16 protein-coding genes and 1 riboswitch are annotated in these 20972 nt (G+C 71.4%); of the genes, 8 read left to right on the top strand and 8 right to left on the bottom strand.

The window, feature by feature from the left end; genetic code table 11:
* The first annotated feature begins 97 nt into the window (after positions 1-97).
* From HUT18_RS08960 to HUT18_RS08970, 3 genes are read left to right on the top strand one after another with little or no spacing between them, the layout of a single operon-like run.
* Complete coding sequence (locus tag HUT18_RS08960) at positions 98-418, top strand: hypothetical protein (RefSeq protein WP_176099370.1); 321 nt, start codon at positions 98-100, stop codon at positions 416-418.
* Positions 408-1118 carry a hypothetical protein gene (locus tag HUT18_RS08965; protein WP_176099372.1) on the top strand — a complete coding sequence of 237 codons (711 nt, stop codon included), beginning with the start codon at positions 408-410 and terminating at the stop codon, positions 1116-1118. The genes HUT18_RS08960 and HUT18_RS08965 overlap by 11 nt, the downstream gene beginning before the upstream one ends.
* A gap of 5 nt (positions 1119-1123) precedes the next feature.
* Positions 1124-2605: a hypothetical protein gene (locus HUT18_RS08970; protein WP_176099374.1), complete on the top strand. Its 1482-nt coding sequence runs from the start codon at positions 1124-1126 to the stop codon at positions 2603-2605.
* Positions 2606-2624: 19 nt separating this feature from the next.
* Here the strand turns inward: HUT18_RS08970 and HUT18_RS08975 are convergent, their stop codons facing one another.
* The 4 genes from HUT18_RS08975 to HUT18_RS08990 all read right to left on the bottom strand — a co-directional run bounded on the left by HUT18_RS08975 (position 2625) and on the right by HUT18_RS08990 (position 7064).
* Positions 2625-3122 carry a hypothetical protein gene (locus HUT18_RS08975; protein WP_176099375.1) on the bottom strand — a complete coding sequence of 166 codons (498 nt, stop codon included), beginning with the start codon at positions 3120-3122 and terminating at the stop codon, positions 2625-2627.
* Between the two features lie 109 nt (positions 3123-3231).
* Positions 3232-3921: a hypothetical protein gene (locus tag HUT18_RS08980; protein ID WP_176099377.1), complete on the bottom strand. Its 690-nt coding sequence runs from the start codon at positions 3919-3921 to the stop codon at positions 3232-3234.
* Positions 3922-4053: 132 nt separating this feature from the next.
* Positions 4054-4971, bottom strand: coding sequence for a hypothetical protein (locus HUT18_RS08985; RefSeq protein WP_176099379.1), 918 nt, complete (start codon positions 4969-4971; stop codon positions 4054-4056).
* Positions 4968-7064 (bottom strand): PEP/pyruvate-binding domain-containing protein, encoded by a 2097-nt coding sequence (locus tag HUT18_RS08990; protein WP_176099380.1) that lies wholly within the window; start codon positions 7062-7064, stop codon positions 4968-4970. The genes HUT18_RS08985 and HUT18_RS08990 overlap by 4 nt, the downstream gene beginning before the upstream one ends.
* A 234-nt stretch (positions 7065-7298) precedes the next feature.
* Here HUT18_RS08990 and HUT18_RS08995 point away from each other — a divergent pair, with 234 nt between their 5' ends.
* Positions 7299-7982, top strand: coding sequence for a DUF899 family protein (locus HUT18_RS08995; RefSeq protein WP_217710473.1), 684 nt, complete (start codon positions 7299-7301; stop codon positions 7980-7982).
* A gap of 114 nt (positions 7983-8096) precedes the next feature.
* Here the strand turns inward: HUT18_RS08995 and HUT18_RS09000 are convergent, their stop codons facing one another.
* Entirely contained in the window at positions 8097-9305 is a 1209-nt protein-coding gene (locus HUT18_RS09000) for a metalloprotease (RefSeq protein WP_217710474.1), read from the bottom strand.
* A 316-nt stretch (positions 9306-9621) separates the two neighbouring features.
* On the opposite strand from HUT18_RS09000, the gene HUT18_RS09005 reads away from it, so the two are divergent.
* Positions 9622-10602: a transcriptional regulator gene (locus HUT18_RS09005; protein ID WP_176099382.1), complete on the top strand. Its 981-nt coding sequence runs from the start codon at positions 9622-9624 to the stop codon at positions 10600-10602.
* A gap of 34 nt (positions 10603-10636) precedes the next feature.
* On the opposite strand, the gene HUT18_RS09010 is transcribed toward HUT18_RS09005, so the two are convergent.
* Together HUT18_RS09010 and HUT18_RS09015 are read right to left on the bottom strand one after the other, a co-directional pair.
* Positions 10637-10936: a YciI family protein gene (locus tag HUT18_RS09010; protein WP_176099383.1), complete on the bottom strand. Its 300-nt coding sequence runs from the start codon at positions 10934-10936 to the stop codon at positions 10637-10639.
* Between the two features lie 34 nt (positions 10937-10970).
* On the bottom strand, positions 10971-11957 hold the full coding sequence (locus HUT18_RS09015; RefSeq protein ID WP_254878491.1) for a hypothetical protein: 987 nt from the start codon (positions 11955-11957) through the stop codon (positions 10971-10973).
* 340 nt (positions 11958-12297) lie between these two features.
* On the opposite strand from HUT18_RS09015, the gene HUT18_RS09020 reads away from it, so the two are divergent.
* The 3 genes from HUT18_RS09020 to HUT18_RS09030 all read left to right on the top strand — a co-directional run bounded on the left by HUT18_RS09020 (position 12298) and on the right by HUT18_RS09030 (position 19179).
* A complete protein-coding gene (locus HUT18_RS09020; RefSeq protein WP_254878955.1) occupies positions 12298-14556 on the top strand; it encodes a cation-translocating P-type ATPase in 2259 nt (752 codons plus the stop codon).
* A gap of 99 nt (positions 14557-14655) precedes the next feature.
* Positions 14656-14876: riboswitch (cobalamin riboswitch) on the top strand.
* Positions 14877-15045: 169 nt separating this feature from the next.
* A complete protein-coding gene (gene metE / locus HUT18_RS09025; RefSeq protein ID WP_176099387.1) occupies positions 15046-17370 on the top strand; it encodes a 5-methyltetrahydropteroyltriglutamate--homocysteine S-methyltransferase in 2325 nt (774 codons plus the stop codon).
* Positions 17371-17640: 270 nt separating this feature from the next.
* The gene (locus HUT18_RS09030) at positions 17641-19179 is read left to right on the top strand and encodes a hypothetical protein (RefSeq protein WP_176099389.1); all 1539 of its coding nucleotides are present in this window, start codon (positions 17641-17643) and stop codon (positions 19177-19179) included.
* 73 nt (positions 19180-19252) lie between these two features.
* Here HUT18_RS09030 and HUT18_RS09035 read toward each other — a convergent pair whose 3' ends face one another.
* Positions 19253-20698, bottom strand: coding sequence for a glyceraldehyde-3-phosphate dehydrogenase (locus HUT18_RS09035; protein ID WP_176099390.1), 1446 nt, complete (start codon positions 20696-20698; stop codon positions 19253-19255).
* Between the last annotated feature and the right edge of the window lie 274 nt (positions 20699-20972).

The following is a 20972-nucleotide window of genomic DNA, read 5'->3' on the forward strand; positions in this document are numbered from 1 at the left end:
CCGCTCCCCACGAGGTTCGATAGCTTGAACCGGTCTGTTCCGAAGGCGACTTGCGACACATTCACCTGTTTTCCAGGGTGGCTGGGGGGAACCGAACATGTCGAAGGGCGACCTCGTTCTGAGCCTGGCCGGGCTCGGCGACCTGGCGGACCTCCTGCGGTCGATCAAGAAGCGCATGGACGACACCGGCCAGGTCGACCGCAAGCTGGGCAACGGGGAGCTGGGCTCGAGCTCGGCGTTCGATGCCATGGACGACTTCATGAGCGGCTGGAAGGACGGCCGCAAGGAGATCGACGCCGGTGTCGACGGCGTGGCGCAGATGGCTCAGGACATCGTCGACGAGATAACCAAGCTCGACCTCGAACTCAGAAATGCCCTCCTCAAGCACGAGAATAAGGAGGGCAAGGGTGGAAAGTGAGACCGCCGTCCCCGAGGGCCCCAATGACCCCGAGGACCCCTTCGGCAGTGCCGCTCCGGGGGACGTCATCGGTATCAACATCCAGGTCCCCAGCGCCTGGTACGAGTTCGACGTCCACCCCGCGACGGTGAACCGCTCGATTCGGGAGGCGGTCGCGGAGCGGGTCAGGGAGAAGCCGGAGCTGGCCGGGTATCAGGCCGATCTGGTCAGGACGCTGAAGAAGGTGGCCCGCGAGGCGAGGAAGAACAACGTCGTCTATTCGGGGTCCATGTGCGAGATCGTCGACAGCGAACCGATGGTGGCCAGTGTCACGGTCAGTGTGACCGAGGCCGTGAACGAGACCACGGGCGAGCGCGCACCGACCGGCCTCGACACACTCATGGCGGTACTGGAGCCGATGGCCCCCGGCCGTCGGCCCACCGACCCCTGGCGCCGGGTGTCCGCCGTGGACCTGCCCGAAGCGGGCGCGGCGGCGCGCACCGAAGGCATCGAGGACCTTGAGATCCCCGACGACGACCGCAGCTATCGGGCGGTGATGATGCAGACCTTCGTACCCTTCCCCGGCAGCAGCCCGAAGGTCGCCGTCATCAGCGCCAGTACGCCCCAACTGGCCCTGGCCGAGCCGATGCTGCAGCTCTTCGGCCTCATCACGAACACCTTCCGTTTCGTGCACCGCGCCGATCTCGAGACGGAGAGCTGAGTGCGATGGCCCGCCCCACCGACTGGCACCACCTCGACCTGCACGACGACCCGACGCCCGGCGATCCCTACGAGGTCAGTCTCCAGGGCAAGCGGTACAAGAAGTTCGTCGAGGACATCTCCACGGCGCTCTCGGGCATGCGCTCCGCCTCGAAGGACTCCGTTCTGGAGGAAGCGGCGGGCAAGGCCATCGCCGAGTTCAAGGAGCGCATCGGCAAGCTGCCGGGCCAGTTGCAGAAGCTGCACGACTCGTACGACATCGTCTCGGGCGCGCTGCTGACCTACGCCGGGAAGCTGGAGCAGGCCCAGACAACGGCCGACCACGCGCTCGCCAAGGCCCGTATTCTGCGTGGCGATCTCTCCAGGGCGCAGTCGCGGCTGGACAGCGCCACCACCGAGGCGAACCGTGCCAAGTCCGCGCAGGACAAGCTGAAGGACCCGGCCGTGGGCAGCGCGGAGCCGCCGGAGCCGGAGAAGGTCCGCAAGGCGGCGAGCAACGCCCGGCACGCGAACGAGCACGAGAAGTCGATGCAGTCTCAGGTCGACAGCCTGCACGCCCAGCTCGCGGAGCTGAAGACGAAGGCGGAGGGCGCCGGAAAGGACCAGGACGACGCTGCCGACAAGCTCGTCCACGAGCTCCACGACGCGTCCGACGCCGGGATCCAGAACAAGAAGTGGTACGAGAAGGTCGGCGACTGGCTCGCGAAGGCATGGAAGGTGATCGTGATCGCCGCCAAGATCTTCGTCGCGATCGCCGGGATCGTGCTGCTCTTCGTGGGCGGCCCGCTGGTGTGGTTCGTCCTGGCGGCGGCCTTGATCGTGCTGGCGGACACCATCGCCAAGTTCGCCCAGGGAAAGGCGGGTTGGGGCGATCTCCTGTTCGCCGCGCTGGACTGCGTCCCGGTGCTCGGGAAGCTGGCCATGCTGGCGAAGGCGGGCAAGCTCATGAAGGGCTTCAACATGGCGTTGAAGGTCAGGAAGGCCGAGATCGCCTTCGCCCGCGTGATCAAGGTGTGGCGCACCGGCGCGGACTTCAAGGGCCTGAGCAAGGTCGCCCTCACGTTCGCCAAGGGTGAGCTGAAGACCACGCTCAAGGACGCCTTGAACGGCGGGTGGAGCGAGGTGAAGAAGAACGCTCTGGCCAACCTCACCGGCAATGTGATCGGCGCCGGCACCGGCTCGCTCGTGAGCAAGGGATTCGGCAAGCTGCCCAAGCTGATCAACGACAGCAGCCTGACCAACCTGACGCGCAGGCAGTACGCGGACCTCACCATGACCCTGAACGGCAGGAACCCGCTGGGCGCGGGCATCATCGGCGGCACCGAAGGCTTCGTCACCAGTGTGACCAGGGCGACCGTCAACACCGCCGTCTTCGGAAAGGAATTCGACACGACGGGCATGCTGGTGGACACCGCCGGTGGCTACGGCAACAGCGGTGTCGGGTACAAGCCGGGTATCGGTCCCGCGAAGGCGGCCTTCGGCGTCTGAGAGCTCGCCGGGGCGGCCGTCAGCGGCCGAAGTGGCGGCGTGTGTCCTCGAAGCGGTCCATCGCGTCCTTCACCTGCGTACGGAAGTCGATGACCTCGATGCCGCCGTCCGCCAGGACGCCCGCGTGCTCGGTGGGTCGCGTCACGCGCCCGAGATGGCTGTCCACCAGACTCCGAGCGGCCGACCAGAGGGAATCCGCGACGATCCCCGGCGCCGACTCGTCGATCCGCGACCAGCCCTGGCCGGTCGTCAGGACCTCGTTCTTGAGGGTGAACTTCAACGGCAGCCCGATGTCCGAGCACTTGAACTTGCCGCCCCCGTCCCGCAGCAGCGTCCCCACCCCGTCGAGCAGTTCGACCAGCGCCGGGAAGAGCACGATTCCCATGCCGCCGTCGGGCTGGCGGGCACTTCTCGTGGTGGCGCTCCCGGAGCTGCCGTTGACGTCGAGATGTCCCAGGAACATGCCGTCGCTGACGTCTTCCTGGTCAGTGAGCGGGGTGAACGTGAACTCAGGCACCGGAACCTCGCTTGTGCACTCGGGTCGACTCTCTTTCCACTCCTGGATTTACCGTGCCACGGCGGTTCGATCGGATGCGAACCCGATCCGATCCGTTCGGTTCGGCCCCTCAGGCCGGGCCCCTGGTCCGGAAGCCTTTCCACAGACCGGACAGCAGCCTGCGCCGTTGCTCCTCCTCCGACGGAGGTACGGCGATTCCGGTCGCCTGGGCACGCCTCCAGGACGCCTCGCTCACGCCGTCCGGCCGACTGTCGCGATCGGTGACGTACGTGTGCTGAGGGCGTACCGCCAGCAGGCCCCGAGGGCCGGGCAGCGCGACTACGCACGCGAACCGTGGATCGCCCGCGCACAGCAACCCGGCGGACCTGGCCTCGGTCACCACGCGCCGCCATCGCTTCCCCGGCCCGAACCGCCGAAAGGCGACTTGGACCCGCTTACCCGGATCATCCGGATCCGGGAGCCGGCAGTACTCGGCACCCGCCGGATGGGCCTGCCCGATCGCGGGCAGCTCCTGCCAGGGGTACGTCTCCAACACCCCTCGCATACCGCCCAGTTGCTCCCAGCGAAGCACGGAGACAACAAGCCCTGCGGCCATCACGAGCACGACCGGTACCGCACCGATGTTCACGACGAACTGACTCGCCCAGCCCTGGCCCACCGCGGTCGCCGCCAGTGCGGCGTAGCCGGGGAGGCACAGGGTCCACAGGACCATGGCCGCCCGCGTGCGCCGCCGCTCCCCCTGCCACGCGCGAAGCGTCGCCGGGTCGGCGAGTGCGGCGTCGAGTGCGCGGCTGGTCATCTCGTGGACTCCTCCCCGTACGGCGCGCTTACGTCGGCGCGTACGTGTCCACAGACCAGACCAGGTCGCGTCGGCGAGCGCAAGCCTTCGTCGTCAGCCGCGGCGAAGGCCCTCCTCCTCCCCCCGATCCCCTCAGCGCCGAGCCCCCGCCTGCCCCTCCCCCAACACCCGCGCCGTGGCCCGGTTCGTCGTCGCGTCCTCGATGCAGCCGCGTAGGCGCATCAGGTCGTGCGGCGGCAGGGCGGGGCGGATCACACCGGCGTACACGTTCTTCTCCAGGTGTTGGACGAAGGCGCGGTCGTTGAGGGCGGCGGTGGAGCGGCGGCAGGTCTGCCACAGGTCTTCGGCGGCGAGTTGGAGGGCCTCGGGGGGTTCGGCGCCGCGCATCTCGATCCGGAAGACCACGGTGGTGGCCGCGGCGTCGGGGCGCTCCTGCGGGCGGGTCTGGGTGGCGTCGGCGAGGCCGCCGCGGAGGACGGTCAGGAGGACCACGGCGACGGCGGCCGTGGCGAGCAGGGCGAGGTTGCGTCCGGCGTGGGACGGTGCCACGGGTGACCGGTCCTCCAGGCGGGCGGGCTGGGAGGCGGTGCCCGCGGCGAGGTCTCCGGGGGCGGTGAGGGCGGCCAGTCTGCCCGCCAGGCGGCGTTCGGCGGCCGGGCGTGCGGTGGCGGCGGCGATCTTCTGGACGACGAACGCGACTCCGGAGAGGGCCGCGCCCGCGACCATCAGGACGGGGATGAAGACGAAGGTGCGCTGGGTGCCGTCCAGGTCCTCGGAGCGCATCCAGCGGAAGCTGCCCGGGGCACTGTGCCGGGACTGTTCGAGGCGGCGCCGTACCTCCTCCACGCGGGCGTCGTGTGCGGCCAGCCGGTTCTCCAGGCGGGACAGCCGGGACAGCAGGACCAGGCAGACGAGGAAGCCCTCGACGGCGAGCAGCACCACACCGGCGATGAGGGCCCGTTGCCACTCCCAGCGGTAGAGGTAGAGGACCAGGTAGTACCCGGCGTACAGGGCCGAGAAGGCGCCGCAGAGGTAGGTCACGTACTTCATGCCGCGGCCCCCTCGTCGCTCGTGGCGGGCTGTGGCGGTGCGGGGCGGGCGGTCTGTGTCACCGCTCCGGTCCCGCCGTCCACGGTGAGTTCGGCGCCGGGTGGGAAGCGGTCGACGGCGCCGGGGACACCGACGGCGGTGGGTACGTCGTACTCGCGGGCGAGGACGGCGAGGTGGGACAGGACGCTGCCGGTCTCGGCGACCAGGCCCGCGAGGCCGGGCAGGAGCGGGGCCAGGGCGGGGTCGAGGGTGCGGACGACGAGCACCGGGTCCTCGGGGCGCTCGCCGTGCCCGTCCCAGGCGGTGCCGGTGCCGAAGCCGCCCCCGGCGCCCTGGCCTTGGCCCGCGCCGCGGCCGGTGAGTGTCTCGGCCACCGGGCGGCCCTCGGCGAGGCGGAAGGCCGCGGGCAGGGCCGGCGAGTCGGGTCTGAGGTGGCGTTCGGGCAGGTCGGTCGGGAGGGCGCCGCCGTCCACTATCCGCGTCAACTCGTCCCAGCGCAGGGCGAGCAGAGACGGTCCGGCGAGTGCGGCGTCGCTCTTGCCGAGCCGGGCGCCGAGTTCCCGGACCATCTCCGACTGCATCTCCTGCACCCAGCGGATCCGCAGCCGCAGCCCCTCGCGTACCGGGAGACCGGCCACGCCGCGCGGCAGGCCGGTCAGGTTCATGTGGCCCGGCAGGGCGGCGCGTTCGCCGAGGGTGGGCGGCAGCAGGGACAGCAGGACGGGGTGCCGGGCGAGGAGTTGGTCGTCGCTCGCACCCTGGGAGCGCGTCTCGGCGAGGGTGGCGAGCGCCTCGCCCGCCGCGGTGCCGCCGGAGCCGGGGCCGAGCAGCGCTCCGGCCAGGGATTCCTGCGCGTGCAGCGGGGACAGTACGGCCCGGCCCCAGGACACGGCGTCCAGGAGTTGGCCGCCGAGCATCTGTCGCGGGGCGGGCAACTCGGCGAGCCGCCGGTCGACGTCGGCCATCAGGTCCAGGGCGAGCAGCGGGAGCGCGGACCGCAGGCGTCCCACCCGCCAGGCGGCCGCCGCGCGGCGGGCGCCGGGCAGCGGGTTGACGAAGTCGAGTACGGGGTGGGCGGACGGCACCGCGCCGAGCAGCCGCAGGTCGGCGGCGACGCGGCCGCCGACGGTCGTGACCACCGGCAGCCGGCGGAGCAGCCGCCGGGAAGCCGCCCCGGCGAGGTCGAGGGCGAGGGTGAGGCCGTGGGACATCGGCGCGATCCAGAGGTCCTCCTCCAGTGGCTGGAGGACGCCGGGGAAGGTCTCGGCGACCGGGCCGGGGCCCAGGAGGCGCGCACCGCGCGACGGCCGGGGGGCCATCGCGGTGATCGGACGGGCCTGGAACAGCCACAGCCGCCCGTCGCCGTCGAAGCCGAACTCCATGTCCTGGGGTCCGCCAAACACCCGCCGGGTCTTCTCGGCCAGCCGTGCGAGGCGGGTCAGCTCACCGCGGCCGAGCAGCCGTGCGGATCTCCGCTCGGTGGGATCGGATCCCAACAGCCTTCCGGACCGGGTGAGTTGGTAACTCACCCCTTGGGTGCTGCCGTCCACCAGCTGGTCGGGGCCACCGCTCACGGCGCTGACAAGGAGGCGGTCCGTACGGCCCGCGACCGGGTCCGCCCCGAACATCACCCCACCCTTGGCCGCCCGCAGCATGGGCTGCACCAGGACCGCCATGCCCTCCAGCGGATCGGCCCGCCCCTCGGGCGGATGCAGGACGTGTACGCGCCGGGCCGAGTCGAGCACCGTCTGCACCGCGGTGACGAACTCCTCCCAGCCCCGCACCTCCAGGACCGAGGCGAAACGTCCGGCCATCGAGGAGTTCTCACCGTCCTCGTGCGCGGAGGAGGACCGTACGACAAGCGGCCCCTCGTCCGGCCCGGCCAGCTCGCGCCAGGCGCGGCGCAGCGCCTCCTCCCCGGCCGGGGCGTCCGGCGCCCGCCCCACCGGTACGAGGACGAAGCCGGGCAGCACCGGCAGCCCCGCGACGGCCGCGCGGGCCAGATTGGCCGCCTTGGCGCCGGTGACGGCGAAATCCTCCGCTCGTCCGGTGTCCAGCGCCACCACCGCCAGCAGATGCGCGTCAACCCCCACGTCCCGCCCCTATCTCTGCGTGCGCGAGCAGGCCGGTGGCGGCCAAGCAGGCGCGTTCGGTGTCCCCCGCGAGATACAGACGCCTGATGGCGTCCGGGAGTTGAGAGTGCGTTCACCTTGGGCACCGAATCCGCCACCGAGGGTGCCGCCGCGTGGGAGCGGGCCCGGCGCCCGGGCGCGGCGTAGCGTGGGACGCGGACGTGCCCCGGGGGGATCTCACCTCAGGAGGACGCGATGATGCGGTACACCCGACTGGCCGGGGAATCGGCGGACCACCTCGCCGCCCGCGAGGAACTGCGGCAGGCCGAGATCGCTCTCATGCGGCAGCGCGAAGAGGTCGCCGCCCGGCGGCGGGCGCTCCCCCAGGGACCACCGGTGGACGACTACACGTTCCTGGAGGGCCCCGCCGACCTCGACTCCGGGGACGCGCCGCTGCGCGAGGTCCGGCTGAGCGAGCTGTTCACCGCTCCGGACCGCCCGCTGATCGTCTACCAGTTCATGTACGGCAAACGGCAGACCGAGCCGTGCCCGATGTGCACCATGTGGATCGACGGTTTCAGCCACACCGTCCAGCACCTCACCCGGAACGTCGACTTCGTCGTCGCCGCTGCCGCCGACCCGGTCACGCTGCGCGGCCACGCCCGTCGCCGCGGCTGGCACCGGCTCCGCCTGCTGAGCTGCGGCGACAGCACCTTCAAGTACGACACCGGCAGCGAGGACGAGGACGGCTGGCAGGACTCCACCATCTCCGTCTTCACCCGCGACGAGGACGGCACGATCCGGCACTTCTACGCCACCCACCCGCGGATGGCCGACGACATCGACGAGCGCGGAATCGACCTCTACACCCCGGTCTGGAACCTCCTCGACCTGACGCCGAGGGGCCGGGGGGACTGGTATCCGAGCGTGGACTACTGAGCTTCGGGGCGAGCACCGGGCAGTCAACCGGTCGGTACGGAGCAGTAGTTGGGGCGAGCCGGGCAGGGAGGGTCGATCCTGCCCGGCTCGCCGGTGAGGGAGTGGAGCGGCGTCTCAGTAGTCGATCGTGTGCTTGTTGATGATCTTCTTGGCGTCGCCGTCGACGGGCAGCGGCACGGTGGGCCGTCCCTCGGTGAAGTACTCCTCGAAGGTGCTGCTGCGCTGCTCGGTCATGAGCTGGAGAGTGGCGTCCCAGTCGCCGCCGTCGGGGCCGTCCTCGGCCCACAGGTCGAGCAGCGAGGTGGAGACCCGGGCCTGGACGCTGTCGCCCTTGTCCCAGCCCTCGGTGGTCTCGTCGTTGGTGAAGTCGAAGCTGTCGCCGTTCTCGTAGACCCAGCGGTAGTCGCCGAGGGTGTGGGCCGCGACCGCGTCCGCGAAGCCTTCCGTCCACGCGCAGGTCGGGGAGGATTCCCGCTCGAAGTAGTGCGGGTTGCAGCCGGTGACCTCGGGCCACCACTTCCCGTGGAGCTGCCACTGGAACCAGTGCCCGGCCTCGTGCAGGACCAGGTGCCGGGAGTCGGGCATGTCGGCGTTGAGCAGGACGAAGTCCGTTCCGTGGCTCTCGTCGTCGGAGTTGGACGGGTGGTCCCAGTAGCCGCCCTCCTCGTTGTCCCGGCCCCAGGCGACGGTGAGGGTCTCGCACTCGCCCTCCCCTTGGTGACGGGTGAAGCAGGGCGAGTCCGTACCACGCTTGTCGTAAAGGATGTTGAGGGTGTCGACGACGCTGAAGGCGCGGGCCATCTCCTCGGGCACCTGGACGGTGCCCAGGTCCTGCTCTCCGGAGACCTCCTCGACGCGCTCGCTGTCGAAGGTGTACTCGCTCTCGTCGTCCCAGTTCTTCACCACCCGCCACAGCTCGGCCGAGCTGGAACGGAACCGGACCGAGGCCTGGTGGAGCGAGCCGTCGTGGCAGGCGGCGAAGGTGCCGTCCTTGGCATCGGTGAGTCCGGTGGCGAGCTTCTCGGGCTTACCGTCCGGTGAAGTGGCGCCCCACAGCTCCCAGTTGGCCCTGCGCGCGGGCAGGGCGACCACCGGTTTCTCCGGGCCCGCCTCCGCGTCGTGGTGCTCGTAGGAGAGGGTGCCGTTCAGGCAGTTCCGTGCGCCGGTGGCCTGTGCGTCCGCCATGACGAAGGGGACGGCGGAGGCACCGGCGGCGAGTACCGCGGCGGTGGCCAGCCAGACACCGGGGCTGCGGCGCCGCCCGCGCACCGGACCGTCCGCTCGCTCCCTCGCGGCAGCTCGCTTGCTACGGGGAATTCTCATGTCTGCTCCAGATCGGATGCGTTTCCGCCGGGAGGCCGGGCGGCACCCGGCGAATTCCGCGGTGGGGGGTGCGGACACCTTCGCCAAGGGATTCCGGGGGAGGGAAGAGGGGCGAGGCCGTCAAGTATTAGGCGTTTACGGGTGCTTGGCCGGAGCGCGGCGCATCTGGGCCGCCCGGGCAGGGAGGACCGGCTCGGGAAAGCGCCCGTGAAGCACTCTTGCGTTCCGCGAACAGGTGTCGTTAACCTCCGTTGCCTCTCTGCCTGGTGAGTTCTCCCTTCGGCGTCACCGAATCACCGGAAATGCGGCCATCGAAATGAACGCACCGCACTCTCCGCACCGGCTTACCGAACCGGTTGCCGACGGCTGCGGCCCGCAGTCGCCCCCGCTGGAGGCAGTGCTGCGTACGGGGCCGTTCCACGCGGCGCTGCGTGCGGCCGTGGAGCGGCGCGGGCTGAGCCTCGGCCGCCTGGAGAGCCGGTTGCGGCGGCAGGGCACCCCCGTGACCGCCGCGACGATCAGTGCCTGGCAGTCGGGCAAGTACCGTCCCGAGCGACCGCACGCCCTCGCGGCGCTCGCCGCCCTGGAGACCATCCTGGAGCTGCACCCCGGTGACCTGGTCGCGCTGCTCAAGCCGCCCAAACCCAGAGGGCGTTGGCAGCACAGCTCCCACCGGCGCCCCAGTCTGTCCGCGGCCTGGGCGGGCCGTCTCGACCCGCTCCTGCACTCCGTGGACGCCGCCTGGTCCCGCCATCTGACCAGCCTCAGCAGCCAGCACCGGATGCACTGCGACGCCGAGGGACGGGTGCACCGGATGTGGGACCGCCTCGTGCTGCGCGCCGAGGAGGACGGACCGGACCGCTACGTCCTCGGCTACACCGCCGACCACCCGAGCCCGCCGCCGGTGCTGCGGCCGGTGACTCCCCAGCGGCTCGGCCCGAGCGTCGCCGACGCCGACGAGGGCACCCTGCTCGCCACGCTCCTCTTCGAGAGGCCGCTGGCGCGCGGCGAGACCGTGATCATCGAGTACACGACGGAGCACACCCACGACCGGCCCCGGGCCGAGCAGAGCCTGCTGCATCTGCAAGGCCCCGTCCGCGACTGCGTGTTGGAGGTCTGCTTCGACCCGGCCGCGGTCCCCACCCGCTGCCGTTCCTTCCACTCCCTGCCCACCCACGACGGACTGTCCCCCGAGGCGACAACCGAGCAGCCGCTGCGGATCGGGCCGGGCCTGCGCGCGCACACGGTGGGACTCGACCTGCCCCCGTCCGACTTCGGTATCCGCTGGGACTGGTAGGACGGCAGCCGGCGGGCGGAGGCAGGGCCCAGGCTCAGTCCGGCAGGTTCTGCCGGTACGGCTCCAGCGGCGGGGCGCACTTCGTCGCCACGAACTCCGTGATCGCGTACTCGGCCACCCCCGCGACGGTGAACGGATCGCTGCGGGTGATCTCCTCGATCTTCGCCCGGTCGTCGCCGACCGCCAGGATCACCCCGCCGTCCCGGGGGACCTTGCGGCCCGAGGCGATGAAGACCCCGGACGCGTAGTGGGCGTCCAGCCAGGCGATGTGCTCGGGCAGCGCGCTCTCGATGCGTTCCATCGGCGCGACGTAGGTGAGCTCCAGTACGAACATGATCGACAGGTTAAGCCTGCGGACCCATCCGGCCTCAGTGCACGTGGCCGCTCTCGTCGTGCCCCGCTCCCCCGGCGGCGTCGCCCTCACCGGCCTCGGCGGTTTCGGTGGTACCCGCGCGGACCGTGAAGGCGGCGGTACGCACCTTCCCCTCGTGCCGGAAGTCGAGGAACAGGCGGTACGTACCGGCGCTCGGGGCGGTGGCGGTGAAGGAGATCTCGGGGCCGGGCTTCGTGCTGCCGTCGCCGGGTTCGCCGCCCGGGTGGACGTGCAGATACGCGAGGTCGCCGGAGCGCAGGGCGACCAGGTGGCCGTAGGCGCCGAGGTAGGGCTGGAGGTCGCGGACCGGGCGGCCGTCCTTGGTGACGCGGAGTGTCAGTTCGCGGGCCTTGCCGGGGCGGAGTTCGCCGCCGAGCGTGACCTCGTAGCCGTCGGTCTTCGCGGTACGCGAGGGGGCGGGCGGCGAGGCGGGCGCGGCCGTCCCCGTGACGGCGAGGTCCGCACCGAGCGTCACGCCCTCGGCGCCCTTCACGCCCGGCTTGAAGTCGGCGAAGGCGCGGTAGCCGCCCGCCTCGGGCAGCGTCGTCCGCACGCTCCAGGTGCCGTCCGCGGCCCGCGCCGGGTGCAGATGGCGGTAGACCGTCAAGTCCCTTGAGGCGACGATGAAATGGAGTTCCTTGCCGTGCTCGCGCCGGTACGAGGTCAGCTTGCGGCCCGCCTCGTCGAGGATCGCGAAGCGCAGCTCGGACTCCTTGCCCTCGGCGACCCGCTCGGTGCCGAGCGCCAGCGTGTAGCCCCCTTCGGTGACCTGGAGGCCGCCCGCGGCGGGTGTCCCCGGATCGTCGTGACCCTTGTTCCCGTCCGGATCCGCTCTGCCCGGCTTCTCCGAGCGGTGCTCCCCGTGCGAGGCCGAGCCGCCGTCCGCGACCACGGGGTCCAGGGCCGCACCGGCCCCGTACGCCGTACCGAAGGTCGCGGCCAGAGCCGCGGCGAAAGCGGCGATTTTCAGTCCCGTGTTCATGACGGTCCCCAATGTCGAGAGGTGTGCACAGAGATGTGCGCCGAGGGATGTGGCCGAGAGATGCGAGGAGAATACCCCAGGGGGGTATCAAGTCAAGGTGGGGAGGCAGGAGGGGGCAGACGGGAGACGGCTTGCCAGGGATAGGGGGAGGGGGTATACATGGTGATCACGCGAGATACCCCCAGGGGGTATTGATGATCCGGCACCAGAGCCGGACTCCGCCATCCGCCCACCCCCGCGAGGAGCAGCAATGACCGCCCCCATCACGCCCGTCACCACCGTCGCCCCCGCCTCCGCCACCGCCACCGACAACGCCCAAGTCGAACTCCTCATCGGCGGTATGACCTGCGCCTCCTGCGCGGCCCGCGTGGAGAAGAAGCTCAACCGCATGGACGGTGTCGAGGCGACCGTCAACTACGCGACCGAGAAGGCCAGGGTCACCTTCGGCGCGGGCACGGCGGTCGAGGATCTGATCGCGACCGTGGAGGCGACGGGGTATACGGCGAAGGAGCCGCCACCGGCGCATCCCGGTCCCGGGCAGGGCCACTTGCCGGGCGCGGACGGCGGTGCGGCGAGGGGCGGCGGCGGGTCGGGGGCCGAGGCCGGGCAGTCCGAGGAGGCCGACGGGCTCGGGCCGCTCCGGCAGCGGCTGACGACCGCGGTCGCGCTCGCGGTGCCGGTGATCGCGATGGCGATGGTGCCGTCCCTGCAGTTCACGTACTGGCAGTGGCTGTCGCTCACGCTCGCCGCGCCGGTCGTCACCTACGCGGCCTGGCCCTTCCACCGTGCGGCCTGGACCAACGCGCGGCACGGCGCCGCCACCATGGACACGCTCATCTCGGTCGGGACCTCGGCCGCCTTCCTCTGGTCGCTGTGGGCCCTGTTCTTCGGGACGGCCGGGGAACCGGGCATGACGCACCCCTTCGAGCTCTCCATCTCCCGTACCGACGGCGCCGGGAACATCTATCTGGAGGCCGCGGCGGGCGTGACCGCCTTCATCCTGGCCGGTCGCTACTTCGAGGCACGCTCCAAGCGCAAGGCGGGAGCCGCGCTGAAGGCGCTCCTGGAACTCGGCGCCAAGGAGGTCGCCGTACTGCGCGACGGCCTCGAGGAGACTGTGCCGGTTGCCGAACTCCGCGTCGGGGACCGCTTCGTGGTCCGCCCCGGCGAGAAGATCGCCACCGACGGCACCGTGGTCGAGGGCGCCTCGGCGGTCGACGCCTCGATGCTCACCGGTGAGTCGGTACCCGTCGAGGTGGCCGTCGGCGACCCGGTCACCGGCGCCACCCTCAACGCGGGCGGGCGCCTGGTCGTCGAAGCCACCCGGATCGGCGCGGACACCCAACTCGCCCGGATGGCACGGATGGTGGAGGACGCGCAGAACGGCAAGGCCGCCGCGCAGCGTCTGGCCGACCGTATCTCGGGGGTCTTCGTGCCCGTCGTGATCGCCCTGGCGCTCGGCACCCTCGGCTTCTGGCTGGGCAACGGCTCGGGACTGACCGCCGCGTTCACCGCCGCCGTGGCGGTACTGATCATCGCCTGCCCCTGCGCCCTGGGCCTGGCCACTCCGACCGCGCTGATGGTCGGCACCGGTCGCGGCGCCCAACTCGGCATACTCATCAAGGGTCCCGAGGTCCTGGAGAGCACCCGCCGGGTCGACACCGTCGTCCTGGACAAGACCGGCACCGTCACCACCGGCCGGATGACCCTCCTCGCCGTGCACACCGCGGGCGGCGTCACGGAGAACGAAGTCCTGCGGCTGGCGGGCGCGTTGGAGCACTCCTCGGAGCACCCCATCGCCCGGGCGGTCGCCCAGGCGGCCACCGAGGCACTCGGCACCCTGCCCACCCCCGAGGACTTCGCCAACATTCCCGGCCTCGGGGTCCAGGGAATCGTCGACGGGCACGCCGTACTCGTGGGCCGCGAAGGCCTGTTGGTGGAGTGGGCGATGGAACTGCCCGCCGAACTAAATGAGTTGAAGCGGCGTGCCGAAAAGGCGGGCCGTTCCGCGATCGCGGTCGCCTGGGACGGCGAGGCCCGTGCCGTGCTCGAAGTCGCCGACGCCGTCAAGGAGTCGAGCCCCGAGGCCATCCGGCGCCTGCGTGCCCTCGGGCTGACCCCGATCCTGCTCACCGGCGACAACCGGGCGGTCGCCGAGTCGGTCGCCGCCGAGGTCGGCATCGAGGAGGTCATCGCCGAGGTGCTGCCGCAGGACAAGGTCGACGTGGTCAAGCGGCTCCAGGCCGAAGGCCGCAGCGTCGCCATGGTCGGCGACGGGGTCAACGACGCCGCCGCGCTCGCCCAGGCCGACCTCGGCCTGGCCATGGGCACCGGCACCGACGCGGCCATCGAGGCGGGCGACCTCACCCTGGTACGGGGCGACCTGCGCGCCGCCGCCGACGCCATCCGGCTCGCCCGGCGCACCCTCGGCACCATCCAGAGCAACCTCTTCTGGGCCTTCGCCTACAACGTCGCGGCGCTTCCGCTCGCCGCCGCCGGACTCCTCAACCCCATGCTCGCCGGGGCCGCGATGGCCTTCTCCTCCGTCTTCGTCGTCGGCAACAGCCTGCGCCTGCGGGGCTTCCAGCCGGTGCGCTGAGCCGCTGCCCGCCTCCGCACGGGGCCGGTGACCTGCTACGGAGCAGGTCACCGGCCCCTGCTGGGTGCCCCGCCCCTGCGCCGCGCCCGGACCCCCTCTAGGCTGACCGGTGCAGTAGGTTCGCCCCGTCCGCCAGACGGGATGCGTCGCAAGAGGGAACCCGGTGGGAATCCGGGACTGCCCCGCAGCGGTGAACAGGAACGACCGCCGTCATACGCACTGGGTCCATGGAGGGCCTGGGAAGCGACGGCCAGTAGGTGTCTCGTGTCCGCGAGACGTGCCCGTGAGTCCGAAGACCTGCCAACTGCCCGCGTGCGGAACCTTCCGTGCGCGGACATCCCGGTGACCTCGAGGGCGGGTCGGCGCACACATCGGACACAGCGACCGTGCTATCGCCGCGCGGGTCCCGGCCGTCCGGTCTGTTGCTCCCTTCGCGCTCTCGTCCCGTTCTCCGGGATCTCAGGGATTCGTCTCGCGAAGGAGATCTCCGTGACAGCCAAGTCCGCAGCCGCGGCGGCACGCGCCACCGTGTACGGCTACCCCCGCCAGGGTGGCAACCGGGACCTGAAGAAGGCCATCGAGGGCTACTGGAAGGGCCGCGTCGGCGCCGACGCCCTCCGGGCGACCGCGGCCGAGCTGCGCCGCACCAACTGGCGGCAACTGACCGAGGCCGGTATCGACGAGGTACCGACCGGCGACTTCTCGTACTACGACCATGTCCTGGACACCACCGTCATGGTGGGCGCGATCCCCGAGCGGCACCGTGAGGCCCTCGACGCGGACGCACTGGACGGGTACTTCGCCATGGCGCGAGGCACCCAGCGGGTCGCACCGCTGGAGATGACCAAGTGGTTCGACACCAACTACCACTATCTGGTCCCGGAGCTGGGCCCGGACACCCGCTTTCGCACCGACTCCCGCAAGCAGGTGGCGGAGCTGACCGAGGCCCTGGAACTGGGCCACACCGCCCGCCCGGTCCTGGTCGGCCCGGTCACCTATCTGCTGCTCGCCAAGCCCGCACCCGGCGTGGCCGAGGACTTCGACCCGCTCACGCTCCTGGACCGCCTGCTGCCCGTGTACGCCGAGGTCCTGGCCGACCTGCGCGCGGCCGGTGCGCGGTGGGTGCAACTGGACGAGCCCGCCCTGGCGCAGGACCGGAGCCCGGCCGAACTGAACGCCGCCGGGCGCGCCTACCGTGAACTGGGCACCCTCACCGACCGTCCCCAGCTGCTCGTCGCCTCCTACTTCGACCGCCTGGGCGCGGCCCTGCCGGTGCTGGCGAAGGCACCGGTCGACGGTCTCGCCCTGGACTTCACCGAGGCCGCCGCCGCCAACCTCGACGACCTCGCCGCGGTGGGCGGGCTGCCCGGCAAGCGGCTGGTCGCCGGTGTCGTGAACGGCCGCAACATCTGGATCAACGACCTGTCCAAGTCCCTTGCCACACTGGGCACTTTGCTCGGTCTGGCCGACCATGTGGATGTCGCCGCCTCCTGCTCGCTGCTGCACGTCCCGCTCGACGCGGCCGTCGAACGCGACATCGATCCGCAGATCCTGCGCTGGCTGGCCTTCGCCCGCCAGAAGAGCGCCGAGGTCGTCGCCCTGGCCAATGGCCTCACCCATGGCACCGGCTCGCTCACCGCGGAACTCTCCGCCAACCGCGCCGCCCTCGCCTCCCGGGCGCAGTCCCCGGTCACCCACGACCCCGCCGTACGCGCCCGGGCCGCCGCGGTCACCGACGCCGACGCCCGCCGCTCCCAGCCGTACGCCCGGCGGGCCGCGGCCCAGCGCGAACGTCTCGGCCTGCCCCTGCTGCCGACCACGACCATCGGTTCCTTCCCGCAGACCGGTGAACTGCGCACCGCGCGGGCGGACTTGCGTACGGGCCGGATCGACACGGCGGCGTACGAGGAGCGCATCGCCGCCGAGATCCGCGAGGTCGTGGCCTTCCAGGAGAAGGCGGGCCTGGACGTCCTGGTGCACGGCGAGCCCGAACGCAACGACATGGTGCAGTACTTCGCCGAGCGGCTCACCGGCTACCTCGCCACCCGGCACGGCTGGGTCCAGTCCTACGGCACCCGCTACGTCCGCCCGCCCGTCCTGGCGGGCGACATCTCCCGCCCCGAGCCCATGACGGTGCGCTGGGCCGAGTACGCCCAGTCGCTCACCGCCCGTCCGGTCAAGGGCATGCTGACCGGGCCGGTCACCATGCTCGCCTGGTCCTTCGTCCGTGACGACCAGCCCCTCGGTGAGACCGCGCGGCAGGTCGCGCTCGCCCTGCGCGACGAGGTCAACGACCTTGAAATTGCGGGCACTTCGGTGATCCAGGTGGACGAGCCCGCGCTGCGCGAGACACTGCCGCTGCGCGCCGCCCGGCACCCGGAGTACCTCGCCTGGGCCACCGAGGCCTTCCGGCTGACCACCGGCGGCGTACGGCCGGACACCCAGATCCACACCCATATGTGCTACGCGGAGTTCGGCGACATCCTCGCCGCCATCGACGCGCTGGACGCGGACGTCATCAGCCTGGAGGCCGCCCGCTCCCACATGCAGGTCGCCCGCGAACTCGCCAAGGCGGACTACCCGCGCGAGGTCGGCCCCGGCGTCTACGACATCCACTCCCCGCGCGTGCCCGACGAGGAGGAAGTAACGGCCCTGCTGCGCAAGGGACTTGAGGCGATCCCGGCCGAGCGCCTGTGGGTCAATCCGGACTGCGGCCTGAAGACCCGCGGCTGGCCCGAGACCCGTGCCGCCCTGCACGAACTCACCGCCGCGGCCCGGACTCTGCGCGAAGCCCTGCGCACGGCCGGGGGCTGACGTCCGGCCTGTGCAGGGGGTGGGCTCACCTCCTGCACAGGCCGTCGCCGCCGGGCCGCGCGGCGGGACTACGGCCCGCTCCCGCCAGGCCCCGCCCCGCCCCGCCAAGAGCTCCCCGCGCACGCTGAACTCCGCAGCGCCACGGCCGCGTTCACCGCTCGGTCCACCCGGTCGCCGTGTAGCGTCGAGGACGAGGATTCCCGCGGCTTTCGACGTGCAGGGTCCCCGGGGTCGCCGAGGTTCCCGGGCCGCGGAGGATGCGGAGGGCTCATGTGGTCGGCCCCGGTCTCGGCAGCCGCCTTTCTGCCCCATGTGGTCAGGGCCGCAAGGGAAGCCGGGTTCAGTTCACTGCTCGTGGTCCTCGCGCGCGGTGCCGACGCGGCGCCCCTGCAACGCGAACTCACCCGTGAGTGGACGAGCATCCACGACGTCACCGGGCATCTGGTCGCCGTGCTCTGCCCCGAACCCGCCACCGCCAAGTCGCCGATCACCACCTTCACTTCGATGTCCGGCCGCTTCCTGCGCGACGTGGCACAGATGCACGACCTCAGGGTGTTCCCGCTCGGCGGCGGCTACGCCGAACTGGCCGGGGAACTGGTCATGTCCGTGAGCCGCCACTCCGAGCCCGGTACGCGGATCGACGGACACTCCTACACGGCGGCGCCGTTCACCCCGCGCGAGCACCACCTCGCCTGGACCGAGGCCGCCTCCCGCTGCGCCACCCATTTCGGAATCCCCGAAGCGGACCTGCCCGCCCTCCTGTTGCTCGACTTCCCGGAACCCTCGGCCCTGCTGCTGACCCTGCGGCCGGACTCTCCGCTCTCCCCGTACCGCCTGTGCAAGGAGATCGCCGAGCAACTGGGCTGCACCAAACGCGCCGCCGCGCTGTTCGCCGAGGCCGAGGAACTCGCCCGTGCGGAAGTGCTCTTGGCGGCGAGGGCCGAGCGGGGCGGCGGCAGGGCGGACGGGCCGGCGGACGACGAGGCCGCTGTCGAGGCCGAGCGGGCGCGGCTGCTCGCCGTACTCGACGATCCGCTGTCGGCACACCTGGATGCGGAACTACGTGCCGCCTACGCGGGGTTGGACCAGCACCTGTGCCGCGTCGAGGACGTGGAACCGGACCTCGTCGCCCAATGGCGTACGCGGCTCGGCGAGTTGACGTCGTCCGGAGCACCCGTGACCGTACGGGACGCGCTCCATCTGCTCTTCGACGTGCTCGGCCGGGTACGCGCCGAGGGAAGCGGCGGGCGGCGATGGCTGGGCCTGCACCGCAAGGCGCGGAAGGTGCTCCGTGCGACGGCCGAGGCCCTCGGCGTGGAGCTGGACTGGGATCTGTCGGCCGAGGATCCGGTGGGCGCCGCGCTGGATCGCTTCGACCGGCGCCGGGACCGGTGTCGCGCCAGGGCCGAGGAGGAGCCTCTGGCCCGGGAGCGGGCACAGGTGCTGCTGCGGGGTACGCGGGAGCGGCTGGCCGTCGTGGGACGGGAGCTGTCGGAGATCCGTGACCGGGCCCGGGCGGAGGGCGGGACGGTGGCCGCCGCGGAGCGGGCCGCGCATCGGCTGCTCGGCGTTTCGGCGGCCGAGGAGCGCCAGGGACACGCCGGGCTGGACGGCTACCGGGTCCGGGTGGTCCGGGAACCCGAAGCGGCCGCTCCCCGCGCCGCGCACCCCGCCACTCCCTTGGCCCGGCCGGGCGCCTCGGCCACGGCCAACAACGTCTCGGGCCACGCGGAGCTGCACGGACCCGTGGTCCAGGCCCGCGACATCAGCGGTGGTATCCACATCCACCCGCCGCCGGACCGGACGTGAGCGGGACGCGGCAAAACAGCGGCAACCGGCGCCGAAAAGCGCCGGTTGCCGCATAACCCGTAGGGCTGCCCGGTCAGGCGACCGCACCCGGGAAGGTCGGGTACTCGACCCCGGAGACGTGCTGGACGACCCGGATGACCTGGCAGGAGTAGCCGAACTCGTTGTCGTACCAGAGGTAGAGGATGGCGTTGTCGCCCTCGACCTTGGTGGCACCGGCGTCGACGATCGAGGCGTGCCGCGAGCCGATGAAGTCGTTCGAGACCGCGTCGGGGGCGCTGGTGAAGTCGATCTGGCGCTTGAGCGGCGAGGTCAGCGAGACGTTGCGGAGGTAGTCGAGGACGTCCTCGCGGGTGGTCTCGCGGGCCAGCTGCAGGTTGAGGATGGCGATCGAGACGTCCGGGACCGGGACGCGGATCGAGCTGCCGGTGATCTTCGCCTTGAGGTCGGGCAGCGCCTTGGCGACGGCCGAGGCGGCACCGGTCTCGGTGATGACCATGTTCAGCGGCGCGGAGCGGCCACGGCGCTCGGACTTGTGGTAGTTGTCCAGCAGGTTCTGGTCGTTGGTGAACGAGTGGACGGTCTCCACGTGGCCGCGCAGTACGCCGTACTCGTCCTCCATCGCCTTCAGCGGCGGGACGATCGCGTTGGTGGTGCAGGAGGCGCAGGACAGGATCTGCTCGTCGGGCTTGATCATGTCGTGGTTGACGCCGTGCACGATGTTGGGCACGTCGCCCTTGCCCGGAGCGGTCAGTACGACCTTGTCGACGCCGGGGCGCAGGTGCTTGGACAGGCCCTCGCGGTCGCGCCACTTGCCGGTGTTGTCGATGAGGATGGCGTCCTTGATGCCGTACGCCGTGTAGTCGACCTCGGAGGGGTCGTTGGCGTAGATCACCTTGATCGCGTTGCCGTTGGCGACGATCGTGCTGTTCGCCTCGTCGACGGTGATCGTGCCCTGGAACTGACCGTGGATGGAGTCCCGGCGCAGCAGCGAGGCGCGCTTGACGAGGTCCCCGGCACCGCCGCCGCGGACCACGACGGCGCGCAGCCTGAGGCCGTTGCCGGAGCCCGCCTTCTCGATGAGCAGCCGGGCGACGAGGCGGCCGATGCGGCCGAAGCCGTAGAGGACGACGTCGCGGCCCTCGCGGCGCTCGATCTTGTTCGCCCCGGTGGCACCGGCGACGGCCTCGGCGGTGAACTCCCGCACGGTGAGGCCGCGCTCGTCGCTGCGGTAGGTCGCCGCGAGCATGCCCAGGTCGATCTGGGACGGGCCGAGGTCGAGCTCGGTCAGGGCCTGCAGGAACGGCATCGTCTCGGTGACGGACAGCTCCTGGCCTGCTATCTGCCGGGCGAACCGGTGGGTCTTCAGGATGCTGACGACCGACTTGTTCACCAGGGAGCGGCTGTGCAGCAGGACGGTGACGTCCCGCTCGCGGTGCAGCTTCCCGATGATCGGAATCATCGACTCCGCGATCTCCTCGCGGTGCATCCAGTTGGTGAACGAGTCCTCATTGACAGTCACAGGCTTATCTTTCGAGCTAGGCGACGCTCATATGCTAACGTCCGCCGATTTGATCATCGACGGCCACCTGCCCCGCCCACCTGCCGCCGCGCCGCCGTCGGCCCGCCCATCCGCCCCCGTACGGCCCGGTTTTCGCGGACTCGGCACCCGTACGACAAGGCGCGGCCGGGGAACACTTCGGTGCGGATGAGGCAAAGGTCACATGGGGGCGGAGTGCCGATCCCTGCGGCGGCCAACTCGCAGTCGGCAGCGCCTGCTTGGGCTCCGGCCCGGG

This window comes from Streptomyces sp. NA04227 (genome assembly GCF_013364195.1).
Lineage (GTDB): Bacteria > Actinomycetota > Actinomycetes > Streptomycetales > Streptomycetaceae > Streptomyces.